This window comes from Paenibacillus sp. FSL L8-0436 (genome assembly GCF_038593025.1).
In the GTDB taxonomy this organism is placed as follows: domain Bacteria; phylum Bacillota; class Bacilli; order Paenibacillales; family Paenibacillaceae; genus Paenibacillus_AQ.
Genome location: NZ_CP151955.1, coordinates 1,564,850 through 1,583,457 on the forward strand (window position 1 = coordinate 1,564,850; position 18,608 = coordinate 1,583,457).

General features: G+C 55.5%; 16 protein-coding genes and 1 pseudogene. 15 read left to right on the top strand and 2 right to left on the bottom strand.

The genetic code is table 11. The features are described from left to right. Nucleotides 1-130 precede the first annotated feature (130 nt). A complete protein-coding gene (locus NSS79_RS07290) occupies nucleotides 131-508 on the top strand; it encodes a PH domain-containing protein (protein WP_342438829.1) in 378 nt (125 codons plus the stop codon). Nucleotides 509-530: 22 nt separating this feature from the next. Here NSS79_RS07290 and NSS79_RS07295 read toward each other — a convergent pair whose 3' ends face one another. Further along, on the bottom strand, nucleotides 531-1,070 hold the full coding sequence (locus NSS79_RS07295) for a chromate transporter (RefSeq protein ID WP_342438830.1): 540 nt from the start codon (nucleotides 1,068-1,070) through the stop codon (nucleotides 531-533). Next, entirely contained in the window at nucleotides 1,070-1,648 is a 579-nt protein-coding gene (locus tag NSS79_RS07300; RefSeq protein ID WP_342438831.1) for a chromate transporter, read from the bottom strand. The genes NSS79_RS07295 and NSS79_RS07300 overlap by 1 nt, the downstream gene beginning before the upstream one ends. 225 nt (nucleotides 1,649-1,873) lie before the next feature. Here NSS79_RS07300 and ggt point away from each other — a divergent pair, with 225 nt between their 5' ends. From ggt to uraD, 14 genes and pseudogenes are all read left to right on the top strand, one after another. Beyond that, nucleotides 1,874-3,451 carry a gamma-glutamyltransferase gene (gene ggt / locus NSS79_RS07305; protein ID WP_342440313.1) on the top strand — a complete coding sequence of 526 codons (1,578 nt, stop codon included), beginning with the start codon at nucleotides 1,874-1,876 and terminating at the stop codon, nucleotides 3,449-3,451. A gap of 64 nt (nucleotides 3,452-3,515) precedes the next feature. Then, nucleotides 3,516-4,076, top strand: a pseudogene (locus tag NSS79_RS07310) (amidase family protein); the annotation flags it as partial. 561 nt (nucleotides 4,077-4,637) lie between these two features. Further along, nucleotides 4,638-5,078, top strand: a complete 441-nt coding sequence (locus NSS79_RS07315) for an amidase family protein (RefSeq protein WP_342440314.1) — start codon at nucleotides 4,638-4,640, stop codon at nucleotides 5,076-5,078. Between the two features lie 657 nt (nucleotides 5,079-5,735). Next, nucleotides 5,736-7,313, top strand: coding sequence for a PucR family transcriptional regulator ligand-binding domain-containing protein (locus NSS79_RS07320; RefSeq protein WP_340894205.1), 1,578 nt, complete (start codon nucleotides 5,736-5,738; stop codon nucleotides 7,311-7,313). A 76-nt stretch (nucleotides 7,314-7,389) separates the two neighbouring features. Continuing rightward, the gene (locus NSS79_RS07325) at nucleotides 7,390-8,529 is read left to right on the top strand and encodes an XdhC family protein (RefSeq protein ID WP_342438832.1); all 1,140 of its coding nucleotides are present in this window, start codon (nucleotides 7,390-7,392) and stop codon (nucleotides 8,527-8,529) included. After that, nucleotides 8,477-9,037: an NTP transferase domain-containing protein gene (locus NSS79_RS07330; protein ID WP_256718269.1), complete on the top strand. Its 561-nt coding sequence runs from the start codon at nucleotides 8,477-8,479 to the stop codon at nucleotides 9,035-9,037. The genes NSS79_RS07325 and NSS79_RS07330 overlap by 53 nt, the downstream gene beginning before the upstream one ends. Nucleotides 9,038-9,254: 217 nt before the next feature. Then, nucleotides 9,255-10,418, top strand: coding sequence for a BMP family ABC transporter substrate-binding protein (locus tag NSS79_RS07335; RefSeq protein WP_342438833.1), 1,164 nt, complete (start codon nucleotides 9,255-9,257; stop codon nucleotides 10,416-10,418). Between the two features lie 107 nt (nucleotides 10,419-10,525). Then, nucleotides 10,526-12,058 carry an ABC transporter ATP-binding protein gene (locus tag NSS79_RS07340; RefSeq protein ID WP_342438834.1) on the top strand — a complete coding sequence of 511 codons (1,533 nt, stop codon included), beginning with the start codon at nucleotides 10,526-10,528 and terminating at the stop codon, nucleotides 12,056-12,058. Continuing rightward, nucleotides 12,055-13,170, top strand: a complete 1,116-nt coding sequence (locus tag NSS79_RS07345) for an ABC transporter permease (protein ID WP_342438835.1) — start codon at nucleotides 12,055-12,057, stop codon at nucleotides 13,168-13,170. The genes NSS79_RS07340 and NSS79_RS07345 overlap by 4 nt, the downstream gene beginning before the upstream one ends. Nucleotides 13,171-13,200: 30 nt before the next feature. Further along, a complete protein-coding gene (locus NSS79_RS07350; protein ID WP_342438836.1) occupies nucleotides 13,201-14,130 on the top strand; it encodes an ABC transporter permease in 930 nt (309 codons plus the stop codon). A 76-nt stretch (nucleotides 14,131-14,206) separates the two neighbouring features. Next, the gene (locus NSS79_RS07355) at nucleotides 14,207-15,115 is read left to right on the top strand and encodes an FAD binding domain-containing protein (protein ID WP_342438837.1); all 909 of its coding nucleotides are present in this window, start codon (nucleotides 14,207-14,209) and stop codon (nucleotides 15,113-15,115) included. A gap of 37 nt (nucleotides 15,116-15,152) precedes the next feature. Then, the gene (gene pucD, locus NSS79_RS07360; protein WP_342438838.1) at nucleotides 15,153-17,474 is read left to right on the top strand and encodes a xanthine dehydrogenase subunit D; all 2,322 of its coding nucleotides are present in this window, start codon (nucleotides 15,153-15,155) and stop codon (nucleotides 17,472-17,474) included. Beyond that, nucleotides 17,464-18,012, top strand: a complete 549-nt coding sequence (locus tag NSS79_RS07365; protein ID WP_342438839.1) for a (2Fe-2S)-binding protein — start codon at nucleotides 17,464-17,466, stop codon at nucleotides 18,010-18,012. The genes pucD and NSS79_RS07365 overlap by 11 nt, the downstream gene beginning before the upstream one ends. After that, the gene (uraD, locus tag NSS79_RS07370; RefSeq protein WP_342438840.1) at nucleotides 18,009-18,530 is read left to right on the top strand and encodes a 2-oxo-4-hydroxy-4-carboxy-5-ureidoimidazoline decarboxylase; all 522 of its coding nucleotides are present in this window, start codon (nucleotides 18,009-18,011) and stop codon (nucleotides 18,528-18,530) included. Before NSS79_RS07365 ends, uraD begins: the two co-directional genes overlap by 4 nt. The last annotated feature ends 78 nt before the right edge of the window (nucleotides 18,531-18,608 follow it).

Below are 18,608 nucleotides of genomic sequence, written 5' to 3' on the forward strand. Positions count from 1 at the left end.
TACCTAATATCCGCAATAATAGCAATAGAAAAAAAGCGGAATGAACCACAGCATATAATTGGAATTGCACAATAGGATGTTATATGGCTGAGGCAGCTCACCAAATCAGCAACAGGAAAGAGGAACAGTGATGGCACTTTTTAATGGACTGCTGGGCAATGCAACGCAGGTTGATCTGGCGGCAGTGCAGCGTGAATACACGCGGATTTTGACCCCCCATGAAAAAATTGAGCGGGCCTACAAGCTGATCAGGGATATGTTCATTTTTACGGACAAGCGGCTGATTCTCGTTGACAAGCAGGGGATCACCGGCAAAAAAACGCAATATCACTCCATTCCCTACCAAAACATCTCCCATTATTCGGTGGAGACGGCGGGGCACTTTGATCTGGATGCGGAGCTGTGTCTTTATGTATCCGGCAGCTCATTGCCGCTGAAGAAGACGTTCAATAAATCCGTCAATATCTATGAGGTTCAGTCGGTGCTTTCGCAGTACATTTTGAAATAGGAGGTCCTTGCGGCAGCTACCGCTAGACCGTATACCGGAGTACCAGCCCTCCATAAGCAAAAGCGGCAAGAATCACGAGTGCGGGATGCAGCTTCAGCCGCTTCATAGCCCAAAAGGCAATTGCGGCAATGATCAGCGTCTGCCAGATGCCGATAACGTCCGCCGGACCTTTGGCCATTCTGAAAGTCAGGACGGCCATCATTATGGCAATCACCGGCTGTACAAGCAAGGTCATTCCTTTAACGACGGGCGACTGCTTGTATTTCTGCATCACGCCGAGCAGGATGATCAGTGCGGCAGCGGAGGGCAGAACCGTAGCAGCGAGAGCAGCGCTCAGTCCCAACCAGCCATAGACGTCATAGCCGACGTAAGCGGCGATTTTGGTCGCAATCGGTCCGGGCAGGGCGTTGCCGAGCGCCAGCATATTGGAGAATTCTTCATCGTTCAGCCAGCCGTAATGCGGCACGATCTCTTCGTACATCAGCGGAATGGAGGAGGGGCCGCCGCCGTAGCCCAGCAGATTGGCCATGAAAAAGCCGTAAATCAGTTTGAGCCATTCCATCAGGCGGTTCCTCCTTTATTTTTCTTTGCCAGTATCCGGTAATGAACCGTTCCATAGCTAAGAAAAAGTACGATCACGATGGCAGGATGCAGGTGAAGCCCCTCAAGCAGTACCAGTGCCAGCAGCAGGAAAGCAGCCCCGATCCACTTCCCCAATCCTTTGAACGCTTTTTGCGCGAACTCGTAAGCCATCATTCCCAGCATCACTGCAATCACGGGAGAGACAGCAGCAATCATGCCTGCCACTACCTTGGAGCCGCTTAAATAATTCACCGCGGATAACAGGGCAATCATCGCAATACAGCTAGGCAGAATATGCGCCAGCACGGAAAGCAGTGCACCTTTTACCCCTTTAAGCTTGTAGCCAAGGTATGCTGCCATCTTGGTAGCGATGGGCCCGGGCAAGGCATTTGCGATGGCTAGCGTCTCCCCGAATTCATCATCACTCAGCCAGGAATAGCGGTTTACGGCATCATGCCGGATCAGTGGAATTACGGAGGGGCCCCCGCCATAGCCGAGAATTCCCGTCCTGAACATCGCGGCAGCTATCTGTACATATTCGTTACTGATGGATTTCACGCGATTCCTCCTCCGGGATAAACAGACTTTAACTTTTTTTGTGCCCATACTATATCAATTTGTATGACTGCAACTACAGGATACGGTGTATTTCGATTAATCTTTGTGCACCGTTCACAAAATAATGCCGGGGAATTTGAGTTTGTGCGTAACCGATTGACAGGGGTTTTTGATCTGCTGTTAAATGGCACTAACTTGATTGACATGGGAATGGAGCTGGGAGTCATGACAATAGGGCCGGTAATCGGTACAAAAACGATGGTGGTCAGTCCCCATTATCTGGCCTCTGCCGCCGGAGCGCGTATTCTGCAGCGCGGGGGCAATGCCTTTGACGCTGCGGTAGCGGTCAGCGCCACGCTTGCGGTGGTCTATCCGCATATGACGGGCCTTGGCGGCGATGCTTTTTGGTTGACCTACAGCGCCGGTGAAGGGCGCGTCCGGGCCTACAATGGCAGCGGACGATCCGGCTACGGCGTCCGCAGGGACTGCTATGCCGGGGAAAATGCCATTCCCCGGCGGGGTGTGCGCAGCGCCATTACGGTGCCCGGAATGGCGGACAGCTGGGAGGCGGTCCAGCGCCAGTATGGCCGCCTGACCCTGGCGGAGGTGCTGGAGCCGGGAATCGGCTACGCCACCGATGGGTTTCCGCTGTCGCCGGATCAGCACGGCAACAGCATACTGGCGGGAGCCGCGCTGTCCCCTGGCGCGGCTGCGGTGTATCTGCCCGGCGGCAAGGTTCCGAGGGCCGGCGGGAAGTTTGTGCAGAAGCAGCTGGCCCGGACGCTGCGGACGCTGGCGGCGGGAGGGCGTGATGCTTTTTACAAGGGCGGGATCGCAGAGGAGATAAGCAAGGATATGCTGGCTTCCGGAGGATATCTCACCCGTGATGATTTTGCCGACCATCAGGGCAATTGGGTGGAGCCGATCTCCACGGATTACCATGGGCATCAGGTATATCAGGTGCCCCCGAATTCGCAGGGCTTCACTGCGCTGATGGCGCTGAACATATTGGAGCGGTTTAATCTCGCAGAGATTGAGCATGGGTCCTTCGAGTACTATCATCTGCTGGTTGAAGCGCTGAAGCTGAGCTTTAGGGACCGGGATCAGGTGCTTACTGATCCTGAATTCAGCTCGATTCCGCTGGAGCGGCTATTGGATAAGCAGTATGCGGTGGAGCTGGCCGATTCCATTTCGCTCCGCCGGGCGGCTGCGCTTGGCGGCGAGCCGGTTGGCCGGGATACGGCTTATGCCGCTGTAGTTGACGGCGAGGGGAACGCCGTCTCGTTTATCCAAAGCCTGTATTTTGAATTCGGCTCGGGAACGGTCGCCGGGGATACAGGGATTCTGCTGCAGAATAGAGGCTCCTTCTTCTCGCTGGACCCTTCGCATATCAATACCCTTGAACCGCATAAGCGCACGTTCCACACGCTGATGCCGGCCATGGCCTGCCAAGACGGCAAGCCGGCCATTCTCTACGGCACGCAAGGCGGGGAAGGGCAACCGCAGACACAGAGTCTGCTGCTGACACGGATGCTGCATTATGGCATGAATCCGCAGGAGGCGGTGAATGCGCCGCGGTTCGTCTGGGGCAGGACCTGGGGGGAACCGACCCAGGAACTGAAGGTGGAGAAGCGGGTAGCTCCGCAAGTGCTCGAAGAGCTGGCCGAGGCCGGTCATCTGGTCCGCCAAGGCGCAGACTATGACGGAATCATGGGGCATGCCCATGCGATTGCCATCGATGGCAACGGCTTCCGCAGCGGCGGCACTGATCCGCGCTGCGACGGAGCAGCCATCGGCTGGTAGAGCTGGAAACAAGTAAGAGTAAACAATGAAGCTCCCTGGACAGTCCGGGAGGAGGAGGGAAGAGATGGTCCCTAATAATCGTTTCGGCGCATTTATTGACCCGGAGCTCGAGGTGCCGAACCTTGAGAGTGGCAAGCTGAATGGGCTGAGCTTTGCCGTTAAGGATGTGTTCGCGGTCTCCGGACACCGCTCTTCCGCAGGCAATCCGCATTGGCTGCGCAGTCATGAGCCTTCATCGGCGCATGCCGCAGCCGTACTGAGATTGCTGCAGTCAGGTGCCTCCTTGCGCGGTGCCGCCCATACCGATGAGCTGATGTACAGTCTGGGCGGGGAGAATTATCATTACGGCACGCCGGTCAACCCGCGTGCGGAGGGGCGTATTCCCGGAGGCTCCTCCAGCGGCTCGGCGGTGGCTGTAGCCTCCGGAAGCGTGGAATTTGCCTTGGGAACCGATACAGGAGGGTCCATCCGTGTTCCTTCGGCGTACTGCGGCGTTTACGGATTCCGCCCGACCCACGGGGCGGTGGAGATAGACGGGGTAATCCCGCTGGCACCGGGTTTTGATACCGTGGGCTGGATCACAGACAGCGCCGGAATGCTGCTGCAGGTAGGCGAGGTTCTGCTCGGGAGAGTGGAAGGCGGAGCGGGAGAACCGGAGGATTCCTCCGGGAAGAGTAATGTCCTGCAGCAAAGTGTGGAGCGGGATGGCGCGGGTTTAGGACAGCACCCGGAATATGGCCGGGTGATTTATGGAGGAGACGGCCCGGAGCGTAACGGTGAGTCTGCCGGAGGACATGTACAGGGGCATACCGGGGGACATATTCAAGAGCATACCGGAGGACATGTACAGGGGCATACCGGGGGACATATTCAAGAGCATGCCGGAGGACATGTACAGTGGGATACCGGAGGACATATTCAAGAGCATGCCAGGGGACGTAAACCAGGACATCCCGGGGAGTCGGTCATGCAACATCCCCTCCTGAAGGCAACTGCCGTCCCTGCTTCATTCGCCCGCAATGTGCCGGAGGGAAGCGGAATGGCCAAGCTGTTCATCGGCATGGATGGCTGGGCCTTGGCTGGGCCAGAGAGTTCGGCCAGCCTGAAGCAAGGTTTGGACCTTCTCCAGGCAGGAGTGGGGCAAGTGCTGGAGACTGAAGTTTCACCGGAAGGATTAACAAACTGGATGGATGTGTTCCGCGAGCTGCAGGGTGCTGAAATTTGGGCAACCCATGGAGCCTGGATCGAGCGGGAGCAGCCGGTTTTTGGGCCTGACATTGCTGCCCGCTTCGCTTGGGCGGCAAGTGTGGCCGGGCAGGATCACAGTTGGGCGCAGTCCCAACGTGACGATATAACGGCCCGGCTGCGTCATTTGCTCGGAGAGGACGGCTGTCTCGTCATCCCTACCGTGCCTGGACCCGCCCCGCTGCGCGGCGGGGACCTGCGGCAGCTGGAATTGAACCGCAGCGGGGCGATGATGCTCAGCTGCATTGCCGGGCTGGCAGGGTTGCCGCAGGTAACGCTGCCTGTGGCGGGTCCCGGCGGGCTGCCGCTGGGATTGTCAGTGATCGGCGGACATGGACAGGATCTCCGCCTGCTCTCATGGGTCCGGCGGTTATGGCAATAAGCGCATGGCCATGGCATCACAGAACTTCCGGCTCCGCTGTTGGCGGAGAGCGGGAGTTTTTTTGCAAATATAAGTATTTATATGCTTCACGCTATAAATTATCCTTCTATTTCTCGCTGAAACGGATACCGTCCTTTTGAGGACGGTGAAGCCGTTTCCACTTGTATGCGTATTGGACAATGAATGATTTAAATGTATTCTCTGCAACTATTCGGGCCAGTTCAGCCGGAAACCAGAGAATAAATGTAGTCTGTACAATTAAAAACAGTGAATTTGAGACTTCTGGCTAAAATCAGCTCAAATAGATGTACGGAATACAATTAAAGGCTGCGTGGCGGTAGGAATTCACTATTTAACTGTACAGAGTGCAATTATCGAACGTTGAGGAGCCGAAGGGCAGTCAGCTGCTGCAAATCTCATGGTTGCCGTACCCCTGCTGATGCGATAAAACGCATAATACACGGCTACGTTCCCATGATTTTGCAGACGGTCCATAAGCAATAGTTAAAACTTTGCGATCCGTGTTATGTTTTATTACATATATAATCTAAATTTTCACTTTTATCTTTCCATAACGGTTCATTTTATTTATAATGTTACATAAAGTAACATAAATACGGAATTCATTATCTATGAACTTGTATAAGGAGGGGTGGCATGCATCTTACGGTTGAAGAAGCGTTGTCCATTTATCCTTTATCTGAAGCCAGACTGATTGCCGGCTCCAAGGGGAAACACCGGATTATCAAGTCGATTAATGTGATGGATGCCCCTGATATCTCAGATTGGATCAAAGAAGGAGAAATGCTGCTTACAACAGCTTATCTGATCAAGGATAGTCCCCAGGATGCCTCCGCACTGCTGCAGACGCTGAACCGCCGCGGCTCAGCTGGCCTTGGCATCAAGCTGGGCCGTTTCTGGGACGCTGTTCCGGAGAAGCTCGTAGCCGAAGCGGAAATGCTGAACTTTCCGCTGATCGAGCTGCCGTTCCAATTTACGTTCTCGGACCAGATGAACGGCCTGTTTCGCGCCGAGCTGTCGCGCAGCACAAGCGTGCTGCAGAGCATGATGGAGAAGCAGCGGAAGCTGATGCGGTTTGCGCTCCGCTCAGGACGTTGCGGTCCGTTATTTGACTCCGTATCCGAGGTGATCGGTTACCCGCTGGCGGTCATCAGTGCCCGGGGCGACGCTATTTACAACAATTCGGAGTATTCAGCGGCGTTGCTGCTGGAGGGCTGGCCTTGGCAGAACCGCAATGGGCGCTTCCGCATCGGTGACAAGGTTGGTTTCCGTATCCCGCTGCTGCAAGGGGAGAAATGCACAGGTTATCTTTTATATTGTTCTATTGATCCTCTGCTGCTGCCTGTGGAAGAAAGCTTGTTTGTTCAAGGAGCTGAACTGATTTCTTATCATATTCATGCGGGTTATGAGGACTATTTCGAGCATGCCGAGCACCGGGAGTTCAGTGGACTGCTCCGCCGTTGCCTGAGCGGCGGATTGTCGTGTAACGATCTGTCCCAGGCTGCCGCCAGGCTTGAGGTGATGCTGCTGCAATCCCCTTTCCAGCTGCTGCTAACCGATACGGCCGCCACCGGGGAATCCAGACAAGGCGAATTGCTCCGCCTTAAGGAAGAGTTCATTGAGCATCCGGTACTGAGGGAAATGAAAGCTATTCATGTCGTTGTGGATGAAGGTCTGCTCTCGCTGTACCCTGCGGGTCAGCACAGTCCCGATCAGTTCCGTGAGCTGATCAATGATTGTTTTCATAATCTCAAGTTCGGCAAGGGTAATTATCCGCGGGCAGCTGTGAGCAGTACCAAGGTTAAGCCGGAAGGGCTGAAGGAAGCTTTTGCAGAGGTCAAGGAATGTATGGGTATGGTGCAGTACTGGGGTGCGCACGGAAATGTGGTGCATTACAGACAGCTTGAGCTGAATCTTCTGCTGAGCCAGATACCGGCAGAAACGATGGAGAAGTATTGCAACGGCAGTCTGCGCGGGCTGTTGAGCCGGGAGCCGGAATATATCAAGGAAATGCTGCACACGCTGGAGGTCTATCTGGACAATGACGGCCATGTAAACGAGACAGCCAAAAAGCTGTTTATTCACCGCAATACCGCTACCTACCGGATCGAGAAGCTCAGCGAGCTGCTGGATGTCGATTTCAAGAAGATCAATGATTTGATGAGGCTGAAGCTGGTATTCCTGTTCCGCAAAATGCTGGAGCGCGAAACCTGAGCGGCTGTTGCGAATTGTATGGCGCAAGAGCCGCCACCCTGAACGGGGCGGAAATACGGAGGAGGGAGCGAGCTTTATGAGTACACATGATATTGTACTGCACATCCACGACAATGCTGCTCCTGCGGTGCTTGCAACCCTGATTGGGGTGGAAGGTCATTCTTACCGGAAACCGGGAGCGGCTATGCTGTTTTTTGCAGGAGGAACACTGGGCAGTCTTAGTCCGGGGTGTCTGGAGAGCGACCTGGCGCTTCGTACGCAGGAGGTTTGGGATCGCGGCCTTCCGGAACCGGTGGAGTATGACATGCTGTCTCCCGATGATTTTTCCTGGGGGGAGGCTGTCGGCTGCGGCGGCAAAATCAAAGTGATTCTTGAACCGGTCCGTGGAGAGCTGCGCCGGCTGTTGGAAGAAGTCTATGTGCGGATGGCCGCAGGTGAGAGCCTGATACTTACTCGTGAAGCTGCCGCCGTTGCAGGATACCGGTATACTGTCGAAACTTTCGGCGCTGAACAACAATCTTTTTCTAATCAGAGAAGTGCAGGGGGGAGCTGTCTGGTGAAAAAAGGGCGGAGTCTGCTTCCCGGAACAACGGCAGCGGCCGGTCCGCCCCTCGAACTCTTCAACACTCTATTCGTGCCGAAGCCGCGGCTTATTATCTTTGGCGGTGGACTGGATTCCCGTCCCGTGGCGGACCTTGCGGCAAAATCCGGATTTCGGATTGCCGTCGCCGACTGGCGGGAAGGCAGCCTGCAGCATGAATTTCCCGGGGCCGAACGAGTGATTTGTTCCCCGTCCGAGGCAGCAGCACGTCTTAGAATAACCCGGGAGGATTATGTGTTGATCTGCAGCCATCAATCTCAGCGCGACCGGCAGTTTCTGGAAAGCCTGCTGCCAGTGTCTCCGCGTTATATCGGAATCATCGGCTCCAAGGCCCGGATTGCGCTGTTGGTTGAGGGATTGGAGCCGCCTGCATCGCTGCACGCTCCTGTAGGGCTGTCTATCGGCGCGGAAGGGCCGGAGGAAATTGCAGTCAGTATTGTGGCCGAGATTATTCAAATCAGAAGGGCAGGCTTGCATGAGCTGCCGAAAGGAGTGGAGAGCGTTGAAAGTAGCCGGTATCTATCTGGCAGCAGGGCAGAGCAGACGAATGGGAGTATCCAAGGTGTCACTTCAGCTGTCGCAAGAGGTGTCACTCGGGAGCGTCGCGCTCAGTGAACTGGACCGCTGTGCCCTTTCGCCGTTAATCGTTGTTGTGCGGGCCGATGATGACCTCAAATGGCTGCCTCCAGCCGGTGAGCGGAGTACTAGGCGTACGGAAACCTGCCTGACCGCCCACTTGGGCTTATCTTTTTCCCTGCGCTGCGGGTTGAATGCGATCCTGCCTATGCAGCCTGATGCTGCTATCGTGGCTTTGGCTGACCAGCCGTTTATTACTGCGTCATTGGTGAAGCGGCTGATAGACACTTATGAGCGGAATCCGGGGCTGGACTATATAGCCAGCACCCATAAAGGTCTGGCCATGCCGCCGGCGCTCTTTTCCAAAGAGATGTTCACGGTGCTTCAGGGACTGGACGGCGACAAAGGCGCGGCGGGGATTTTGCGCTCGCCCGATTATAAGGGGATGGTGCTGGAGACAGATTCCGCCCATTGCTTTATGGATGCTGACACAGAAGTGGATTTTGGGGAGATCCGCAAGGAATGGAGCCTTAGGAGTGGAAGCTGACATGGTTTGAGCAGTTTATAGATTGATGTTAGAAATAATCACATATTTCAAGCTTCTTCGACCCCTTTATAGTGCATAAAGCACAAAAAAAGCTAAACTTCTTATAAAATGACACAAACGTATGTTATATAAATTTACGTAGTCTTCAGGTCTCAGTATAGTAGAGATACATTAATGGCTTCGGTCATTAGGAGAGATTTCCTGGAGGAGGAGAGTTATGAAAAAAAGGGGTCAGGGATTTACTTTCAGCTTCGTGCTAATGTTCCTCATGGCGTTAGTTCTGGCAGGCTGCGGAAGCAACAACAATGCGGCTTCAAATGCAACAGAAGCACCGGCGGCAACCAATGCGGGTACAACATCAGAGGCGGCAATAACAGAGCCGGCAGCAGAGAAGCCGACGGTTGCTTTTGTCTATATCGGGCCTCCGGGTGACGGCGGTTATACGTATCAGCATGATCAAGGCCGTTTGTACATGGAGAAAGAGCTCGGCATCAAAGCGGACTTCGTAGAGAATGTTCCGGAAAGTGCCGATGCAGAGCGTATCATCACGGAGCTTGCACAGTCCCATGACATCGTATTTACTACAAGTTTTGGATATATGGACTTCACACTGAGTGTAGCGGGCAAGTTCCCCAATGTGAAATTCCTCCATGCCTCCGGCTACAAAACAGCGGAGAACATGGGCACTTACTTCGGAAAAAATTATCAAGCGAGTTATCTGAGCGGTATCGCGGCAGGCAAAATGACCAAGAACAATCATCTTGGCTACGTAGGAGCTTTTCCGATCAGTGAAGTTATCTATAATCTTAATGCATTCACGCTGGGAGCACAGAGTGTCAACCCGGACATTAAAGTGGATGTAGTGTGGACGAATACTTGGTATGACCCGGCAACCGAACGCCAGGCGGCGATCAGTCTTCTGGATAAAGGCGCGGATGTGCTGCTGGCGTATCAGGATTCTCCGGCCACATTGCAGGCGGCCAAAGAACGTGGTGCATTTGCCGGAGGCAATGACTCCGATATGAGCAAGTATGCACCGGACAATTATTTGACCAACCCTGTATGGAACTGGGGTCCTTACTACGTGAAGGCTGTTCAGTCCGTAATGGATGGAACGTGGAAGAGCGAGCAATACTCCGGGGATATGGCGGACGGCATGGTAGAGCTTGCGCCGTTTGGCAACAAGGTTCCTGAGGATGTGAAGCAACTGGTGGAAGCTGCCAAAGCCAAGATCATCAGCGGCGAACTGGATGTGTTCACAGGACCGATCTCCGATAACAAAGGCAATGTTGTGGTTCAGGAAGGCCAAAAGCTGACGCTTGAAGAAGTCCTCTCCATGGAATGGCTGGCCAAAGGCGTAATAGGCACGATCTCGAAATAATTCGTTTTCTACAATTGCATATAGTATGGCCATATGGGTGGGGCGGGTTCCGGGAAGGGGAACCTTCCCCACCCGTCCTACAAGTATAAGGAAAGGAGCGTCCCGTAATGCAGAATCATTCAGTTGAAATGCGCGGAATTGTGAAGAGGTTCGGAGCCGTAATGGCAAGCGATCAAGTCGATTTTTCGGCAAATGCGGGTGAAATTCATGCGTTGCTTGGTGAGAACGGAGCAGGGAAAAGCACGGTCATGAGCATGCTGTCAGGGGTATACCGGGCGGATGAAGGCGAACTTTTCATTCACGGTAAACTGGCCAAAATCCGTTCCCCCAAGGATGCAGCATCCCTCGGCGTAGGCATGGTATTTCAAAATTTCAGACTGGTGCAAAGTCTCACGGCAGCAGAGAACATCGTGCTTGGCGAAAAGTCGTCTTTCTGGCGTGGAAGCAAATGGATGAAAAATAAGCATTTGGAGATTGAGGCGCTGGCTGAGCGTTTCGGGCTGATGTTTCCGGTAGACTGCCCGATCTGGCAGCTGTCTGTCGGTGAACAGCAACGTGTGGAAATCGTCAAAACGCTGTACCGCGGTGCGGATATCATCATTCTGGATGAGCCAACCTCCGTTTTAACCCCGGGTGAGGCGGAGCAGCTGTTCGAAACGCTGAAGGTGATGAAGCAGGCGGGGAAGACGGTGATCATGACCACACATAAAATGAAGGAAGTTATGGCTTCTTCCGACCGTATTTCCGTCATGCGCAAAGGGAAAATGATCGCTACGCTGAACACGGTGCAGACAGATGAACTGGAGCTGGCCCGGCTGATGGTGGGCCGGGAGGTTACGATCAGCCGCCAGGAGCGGGAAGTTACCCAAGGTGAGGCTCTGCTAATTGTACGGAATTTGGACGTCGCTGCCGATCACGGCCGTAAAGCGCTGGACGGCTTGTCCCTGACTGTAAATGAAGGGGAGATCGTAGGGGTCGCAGGTGTTGCCGGCAATGGACAAAAGGAGCTGGCGGAAGTGCTTACGGGACTTAGGACTTGGCGGAGCGGCGAGATTATATTTGACGGCAGTCCGGTAAAAGCGGCTTCGGTGCGGGGCGCAATTGATTCGGGAATATCTCATGTGCCGGAGAACCGGATGAAGAGCGGCCTTGCCGGACGGCTGGGCTCAGTGGACAATCTGCTGTTCAAGTCCTACCGCAGTGAAGAGCACTCCAAACTCGGCTTTCTGAAGGCGGCGAAGAACCGTTCCTGGTCGCGGGAGCTGGTTGAGCGCTTCAATGTGAAAACTCCCGAGCTGGATACGCCAGTCCAGCAAATGTCGGGCGGCAATCAGCAGAAGCTGCTGTTTGCCCGGGAGGTCAGCCACAACCCTAAGCTGATGGTGGCGGTTCACCCGACGCAAGGTCTGGATGTGGGAGCGACAGCCGGTGTCCATGAACTGCTGATGGAGCTGCGCGGCTCAGGCAGCGGAGTGCTGCTCATCTCGGAGGATCTGGATGAACTGCTGCAATTATCCGACCGGATATTGGTGATTTATAACGGTTCGATCCTTGGGGAAAGTGACCATGAGACTGCAGATAGAGAGAGAATTGGCTTGCTGATGGCCGGGATTCAGAATAGGGAGGAGAGCGCCGTATGAGTCCGAAGAATATAAGCAATGCTGCAGTGCTTGATCCTGTTCCGGCCAAACCGGGCAACCGGTCCAAGCTGCGGCTGGAGTATGATTCAAGCCGAACCCGCTCTCCGTGGTGGACTCCCGTTCTGTCTGTCCTTCTGGCCCTGCTGCTCTGCGCAGTGTTTATTGCCGCCAACGGCATGAGTCCCGTGGTCGTATACGAGAAGATGTTCCGCGGTGCTTTTGGCACCTCTTACGGTCTTACCGAAACGATGGTCAAAGCCATTCCCCTGCTGCTCTGCGGACTCGGCATTGCTGTAGCCTACCGGATTTCCGTCTGGAACATCGGCGCGGAAGGACAATTGACGGTCGGAGCGATGGCAGCTACGGCAGTGACGATTTATTTTCCTGATCTGCCTTCGTTCTGGTCCATTTCCCTGATGCTGGTGTCCGGCACTGCCGCAGGTGCGCTCTGGGGACTGATGACGGCAATTCCGCGGACGCATTTCGGGGTCAATGAGCTGATTACATCCCTGATGCTGAACTACGTGGCCCTGCTTGCCCTTGATTATGTGGTATTCGGGCCCTGGAAAGATCCGAAGGGCTTTAACTTCCCGGGCTCTCCGATGTTTACCGCCGCCCAGTCCCTGCCGGTTCTCGGTACCACAAGGCTGCACATCGGGCTGATCTTCGGCCTTGTCGCTGTGGCTATCTATTATTTGATGATTAAGTTTACCCGCTGGGGTTATGAGCTGCGGCTGATTGGTGCCAATCCGACGGCTGCGCGTTATGCAGGTATCCATATCAAACGCCATATTATTGTCGTAATGCTGATTAGCGGCGGTCTTGCCGGAATGGCCGGAATGGCGGAGGTTTCCGGAGTTACACATAAGCTGATGCAGGGGATTTCTCCGGGTTACGGATATACTGCGATCATTGTCGCCTGGCTTGCCAAGCTGAATCCGCTCGGACTGATTGTTACTTCGATTCTGTTCGGCGGCCTGATTGTCGGCGGCTATAGTGTGCAGACTATCGGACTGCCTTCGTCCATTTCGGAAATGCTGCAGGGCTCGATCCTGTTCTTCCTGATTGCAGGGGATATGATTCACCGTTTCCGCTTCCGCCGGAGCGCATAGCTGTTTCTGCTGAGAGAAGGGAGTTAAGCCATGGATTTCACTACACAGTTATTAATAGCCGCCATTTCCGCCGGAACGCCGCTGCTGCTGGCTACACTGGGAGGCATCCTGAATGAGCGTGCAGGGATTATCCAGCTTGGCGCTGAAGGGCTGATGCTGATGGGGGCGGTAACCACCTGCATCATCTACATCCGCAGCGGCAGCCTGCTGCTAGCTCTGCTGGCAGCGGTGGCCGTCACCGCCTTGCTAGGCCTGGTGCATTCGTTTCTCACCGTCACACTCCGGGCGAACCAGACGATGTCCGGCCTGGCCATGACCTTGTTCGGCAGCGGGCTCAGCGCCTATCTGGGCAAGTCCATCAGCGGATTTCCGCTGCCGGGAACTTCGCCGAAGCTGGATCTCGGCTGGGTCAAGTCAGTCCCGGTGATAGGAGATCTCTTCGGCAGGTTGGATTACCTGACCTGGTTCAGCCTGCTGCTCGTTCTGGTGCTGCATCTGCTGATCCACCATACCTCATGGGGACTGCATTTACGTGCGGTCGGGGACAGTCCGGCCACGGCGGATGTTATGGGGATCCGCGTGCAGCTGATCCGCTACAGCTATGTGACAGCCGGTGCGGCATTAATCGGCCTTGCTGGTGCCGATATGGTGCTGGCATACGCGCCAACCTGGAATGAAGGCCTCACGGCAGGACGCGGCTGGATTGCCGTCGGGCTGGTGATCTTCGCCAGATGGAATCCGCTGCGTGCCCTCTTTTGCGCTTATTTCTTCGGTGCACTGGATTCGCTCGGTTTCCGCCTCCAGCTGCTCGGCAGCGCAATTCCGCCTTATTTCCTTAAGATGATTCCGTACGTCGTAACGATTCTCGTGCTGATGTACCTCGGTTACCGCAACCGCAACAAACCATCCGGCACGCCGGAGTCACTGGGTACACCTTATATCCGCGAGCAGCGTTTTTGACGCAGCGGCGGTGATTGAACCAGCGAGATGAATATAATGCATGGAAGAAAGGCCAACTGGTGAGGAGGCGGAAGTGATGGGAGCTATATGGAGTGAAAAGCCGGCTCCCCCGGCAGTGCATCAGCCCCGCAGCCTGCAGGAGGCATGGGAGCTGAAGACAATATTAGGCGAAGGAGCCGTATATGTATCCGGCGGAACGCTGCTGCGGACGCAATGGGAAGCGGGGACGGCTCCTCTGCCGCAGCAGATGATCGATTTACGGAATATCGCCGGGATGGGTGAAATCGGACTCGCCGAAGATTATTTAACCATAGGTTCTCTGGTTTCGCTGTCGCAATGCCGCAGGAACCTGGATTTGCGGGAGATCGCTCCGGCGGTGCAGGAGGCGGCGCGCAACATCGCCGCACCCGCAGTGCGCAATCTGGCTACGCTTGGCGGCAATATATCTTCCGGTTATGGAGATATTCTCCCGGCGCTGCTGGTTTATGATGCTGAAGTGGCCTCCTTTGACGGCAAATTTCTTTCGGTGCAGCCTGTCGAGGCCTGGCTGAAACGCCGCTGGAGCGGGGAGAAGCCGGCAGCTGAACTTCTTGCCGGGATCCGCTTTCCTTCGGCAGGCCATGAATACGGGGAGCGGAGTAAGCTGGAGATCTTTCGCAAGGTGGGGCGGCGGGATGCCTTTACAGCCTCGCTCGTTACCATAGCTGTTACGGCAAGTCTCGATGCCGCAGGCCGCAGCCTGAGTGGTGTCCGCATTGCAGCAGGCGGAGGTACAGGCAGACCACAGCGGCTTCCGGCGGCTGAAGCACTTCTGGAAGGTGCTGTCTACAGCGACAGTCTGATGGCCGCAGTGTACGAAGCGGTGGATAGCAGCTTTGACACATATAGCGATCCTTTTGCCACCGAAGCCTATAAGCGGAAAACCGCGGGCAATCTCATCGTTTCTGAATTGTGGAAGGGCTTGAATGCAGGCGGAGGAAAGTAATCGTTATAGAAAATTAGGTGGATTGGGGTGAGGGGGAATGCTGCTGAACAAGGAAGTAAGCGGAAGCCGCTGGCGTACACGGCCCGACGGGCAGGGGAAAGTATCCGGCAAGCTGCAGTATTTAACCGACATGAGCGCCGAAGGGATGCTGACCGGACGGGTGCTGCGCAGCCATCAGGCCCATGCCCGCATTCTGTCTATCCGCACGGCAAAGGCGCTTGAGGTTCCTGGAGTACATGCGGTCATTACCCATGAGGATGTGCCCGGGCTGAACGGCTTCGGCATTGCCCTTCCGCATCAGCCGGTCTTTTGCAGCGACCGGGTGCGTTATACTGGCGACGCCATTGCCGCTGTAGCTGCGGACAGCGACGAAATTGCCGAATATGCGCTTTCGCTGATTGAAGTGGACTATGAGCTGCTGCCGCTGCTGGAGGATGCCGAGGAAGCTATGAAGCCCGAGGCAATCCTGCTGCATGAAGAGGGCAATGTGCTTCATCATACGGAATACCGCAAGGGCGAACCGGCAGCGGCGTTCGCAGGCTGTGCCCATGTTGTGGAAGAGACCTACTGGACGCCGCGCCAGATGCATACGTACATGGAGACCGAAGGCGGATTGTTTATCCCGGAGTCAAACGGAAGGCTAACGGTCTACTCAGCAACACAGCATGGTCTGATGGACCGCAGGCAGCTGTCGCGGATACTGAACCTCCCGGAGGAGGATATCCGGGTCATTTCCAGTCCAATCGGCGGTTCATTCGGCGGCAAAGACGAGTTGAATGTCCAGCCGTATGGAGCGCTGCTCGCATTGCGGACCCGGCGTCCGGTCCGGCTGCATAATTCCCGCGCGGAATCGGTGCGTGCCGGGCTGAAGCGCCATCCCATGAAGATTACAATGAAGACCGGCTGCGACAGCGAGGGGACGATCATGGCCCATCAGGTGCGGATTATTTCCGATACCGGGGCCTATGCGACACTGGGGGCGGAAGTGCTGAATTTTGCCACAGAGCATGTGGTAGGTCCCTATCAGATCCGCCATGTGGAGGTGGAGGGCTTTGCGGTATATACGAACAATGGGGTATCCGGTGAATTCCGCGGCTTTGGCGGCAATCAGGCGATCTTTGCCCTGGAAGGGCAGGTAGACCGCCTTGCTGAACGGCTGAATCTGGATCCGTGGGAGCTGCGCCGCCGGAACTTGCGGCGTTACGGCGATCCAGGGCCGCTTGGGCAGGAGATCGCCCAGACGCATGGGGCGATGCAGGTGTGGGAGGCGCTGGCGGCATCTCCGATGATGCAGGAAGCGGAGTTGCCTCATACTGGAGCTGATGATTCAGAGGCTCCAGGTACTCCGGCTGCGATGCCGAAGGAGCCGTGGATTGTGACCGGAACCGGCGCGGCGATCGCCATGCACGGCGCAGGCCTCGGTTACGGTATTCCCGATCCGGGAGGCGGACGGCTGTCTCTGGCACTGGACGGCAAGATCGAGGCGGTCTTCGGCTACGAGGAGTTCGGCCAAGGGCTGATAGCGACAATGGAGCAGATGCTGATCGAGCAGTACGGATTTGCCGCGGATGACCTTAGGATCGTCATTGGCGATACGGATGTAGTGCCGGACAGCGGCTCCAGCACTGCTTCCCGCTCCACAAGCATGATGTGGATGGCGCTGAAACGGCTGCATCCGGATTTTACAGCCCGGCTGCTGGAAGCCGCAGCGGCCAGGACGGGAGCAGCGGTTGAAGGCTTGAAGCCCGGCCCCGGAGGAATCCGGCATAAGGATGGCGGGCTGCTGCTGTCCTATACGGAGCTTGCGCGCAGCATCACAGAGCCGATTGTCTGTGAGACAGTGTTCAAATATCCGACCACTAAGCTGGAACGGGTGGGTGCCCATTTTCTGTACACGTATTCCGCCATCGCGGTTAAGGTGCAGATCAATCTGCTGACCGGACGGGTCCGCGTGACCGATCAGTATCATGCGGTAGCGGCAGGTCCCGTTGCCAATCCGCAAGGCTATCTGGGTCAGATTGAAGGCGGCAGCAGTATGGCCATCGGCTTTACATTAACGGAAGATGCGGTAATGGCTGGCGGCAGCTATGTAACGAAGAACATGGATACGTATCTGGTTCCTACGATTGCCGATATGAACGGCAGCATCCAGGTGCAGCCGATTGAAGATTTACCGGAGCATGATACTTACGGCCCCCGCGGCATTGGGGAAGTCGGTTCGGTCAATCTGGCCCCCGCAGTCGCTTCTGCTGTATTCCAGGCGGTTCGCAAACGGGTCAACCGGCTGCCGATCAAGCCCGAATGGCTGCAGGCTACGCCGTTTATTCCGCAGAAGGCGGTGAAGACGCATGTCGGATAACTACGAATTGGACACCAAGGATAGTCAACCTGGACTTGCGCCACAACAGGCAGCGAGGGATACCGGGGCGGGGTTCACATTGAACTGCATCATCAACGGCCAAGCGGTATCTAAGGAGGTTCCGCCGTCCCGCCGGCTGCTGAGTATTCTGCGCGAGGATTTGGAGCTTACCGGAACCAAAAGATCCTGCGAAATTGGCCGCTGCGGAGCCTGCATGGTTCTGATCAACGGCCGGCCGGTCAACTCTTGCCTGACGATGGCTTATCAATGCGAGGGAGCGGAGATTACAACTATTGAAGGACTCAGCGAAGCGGGGCTGCATCCTGTGCAGCGTGCTTTTCTGGAAGAGGGAGGATTTCAGTGCGGGTACTGCACACCGGGGATGGTGATCTCGGTAGTCGCCCTGCTGGAGGAGAATCCGTCGCCTTCGCAGGAGGAAGTGGAAGAAGCGCTGTCGGGGAATATTTGCCGCTGCACCGGTTATGGCGGGATCTTGCGTGCAGTAAACAAAGCGATAGAAAGCGGGGTGGGCCGATGACTGTGCCGGATGATTTTTTAACGCTGGATAAGATTAATGGGCTTGGCAAAGAGGAATTTGTAAAAACCCTTGGAGGGATATTTGAGCATTCACCCTGGGTGGCGGAGGGGACTTACGGGTACATTCCTTTTCAGTCTGTGGAACAGCTGCACGGTGTCATGCTGGAAACGGCGCGAAGTGCGGAGCGAAGCCGGATTGAGGAGCTGCTGAGGTCCCATCCTGATCTGGCCACGCGGCTGCAGGTCACGCCGCTGTCGGCGGCAGAACAGCAGGGGGCAGGTCTGGATCAGCTGACGCCCGCTGAGTTCGAACGGTTGACCGGGTTGAATGCGGCGTATACGGAGAAGTTTCATTTCCCTTTTATTCTTGCTGTACGCGGCAAAAACAAGGATGACATTATCAAAGCGATCGGGGAACGGGTCAACCGTTCATTGGCGGAGGAATGGGAGCAGGCGCTCTATGAAATCGGCAAAATCACCAGCTTCCGGCTCCGCGATCTGATAACGGAAGAAAAATGATGCATTTAAAACGATGCGGCTAAAACTGCACCTTTGAGAATTAATGCTGCATCCACTACACAACCCGCAGGAGGGATC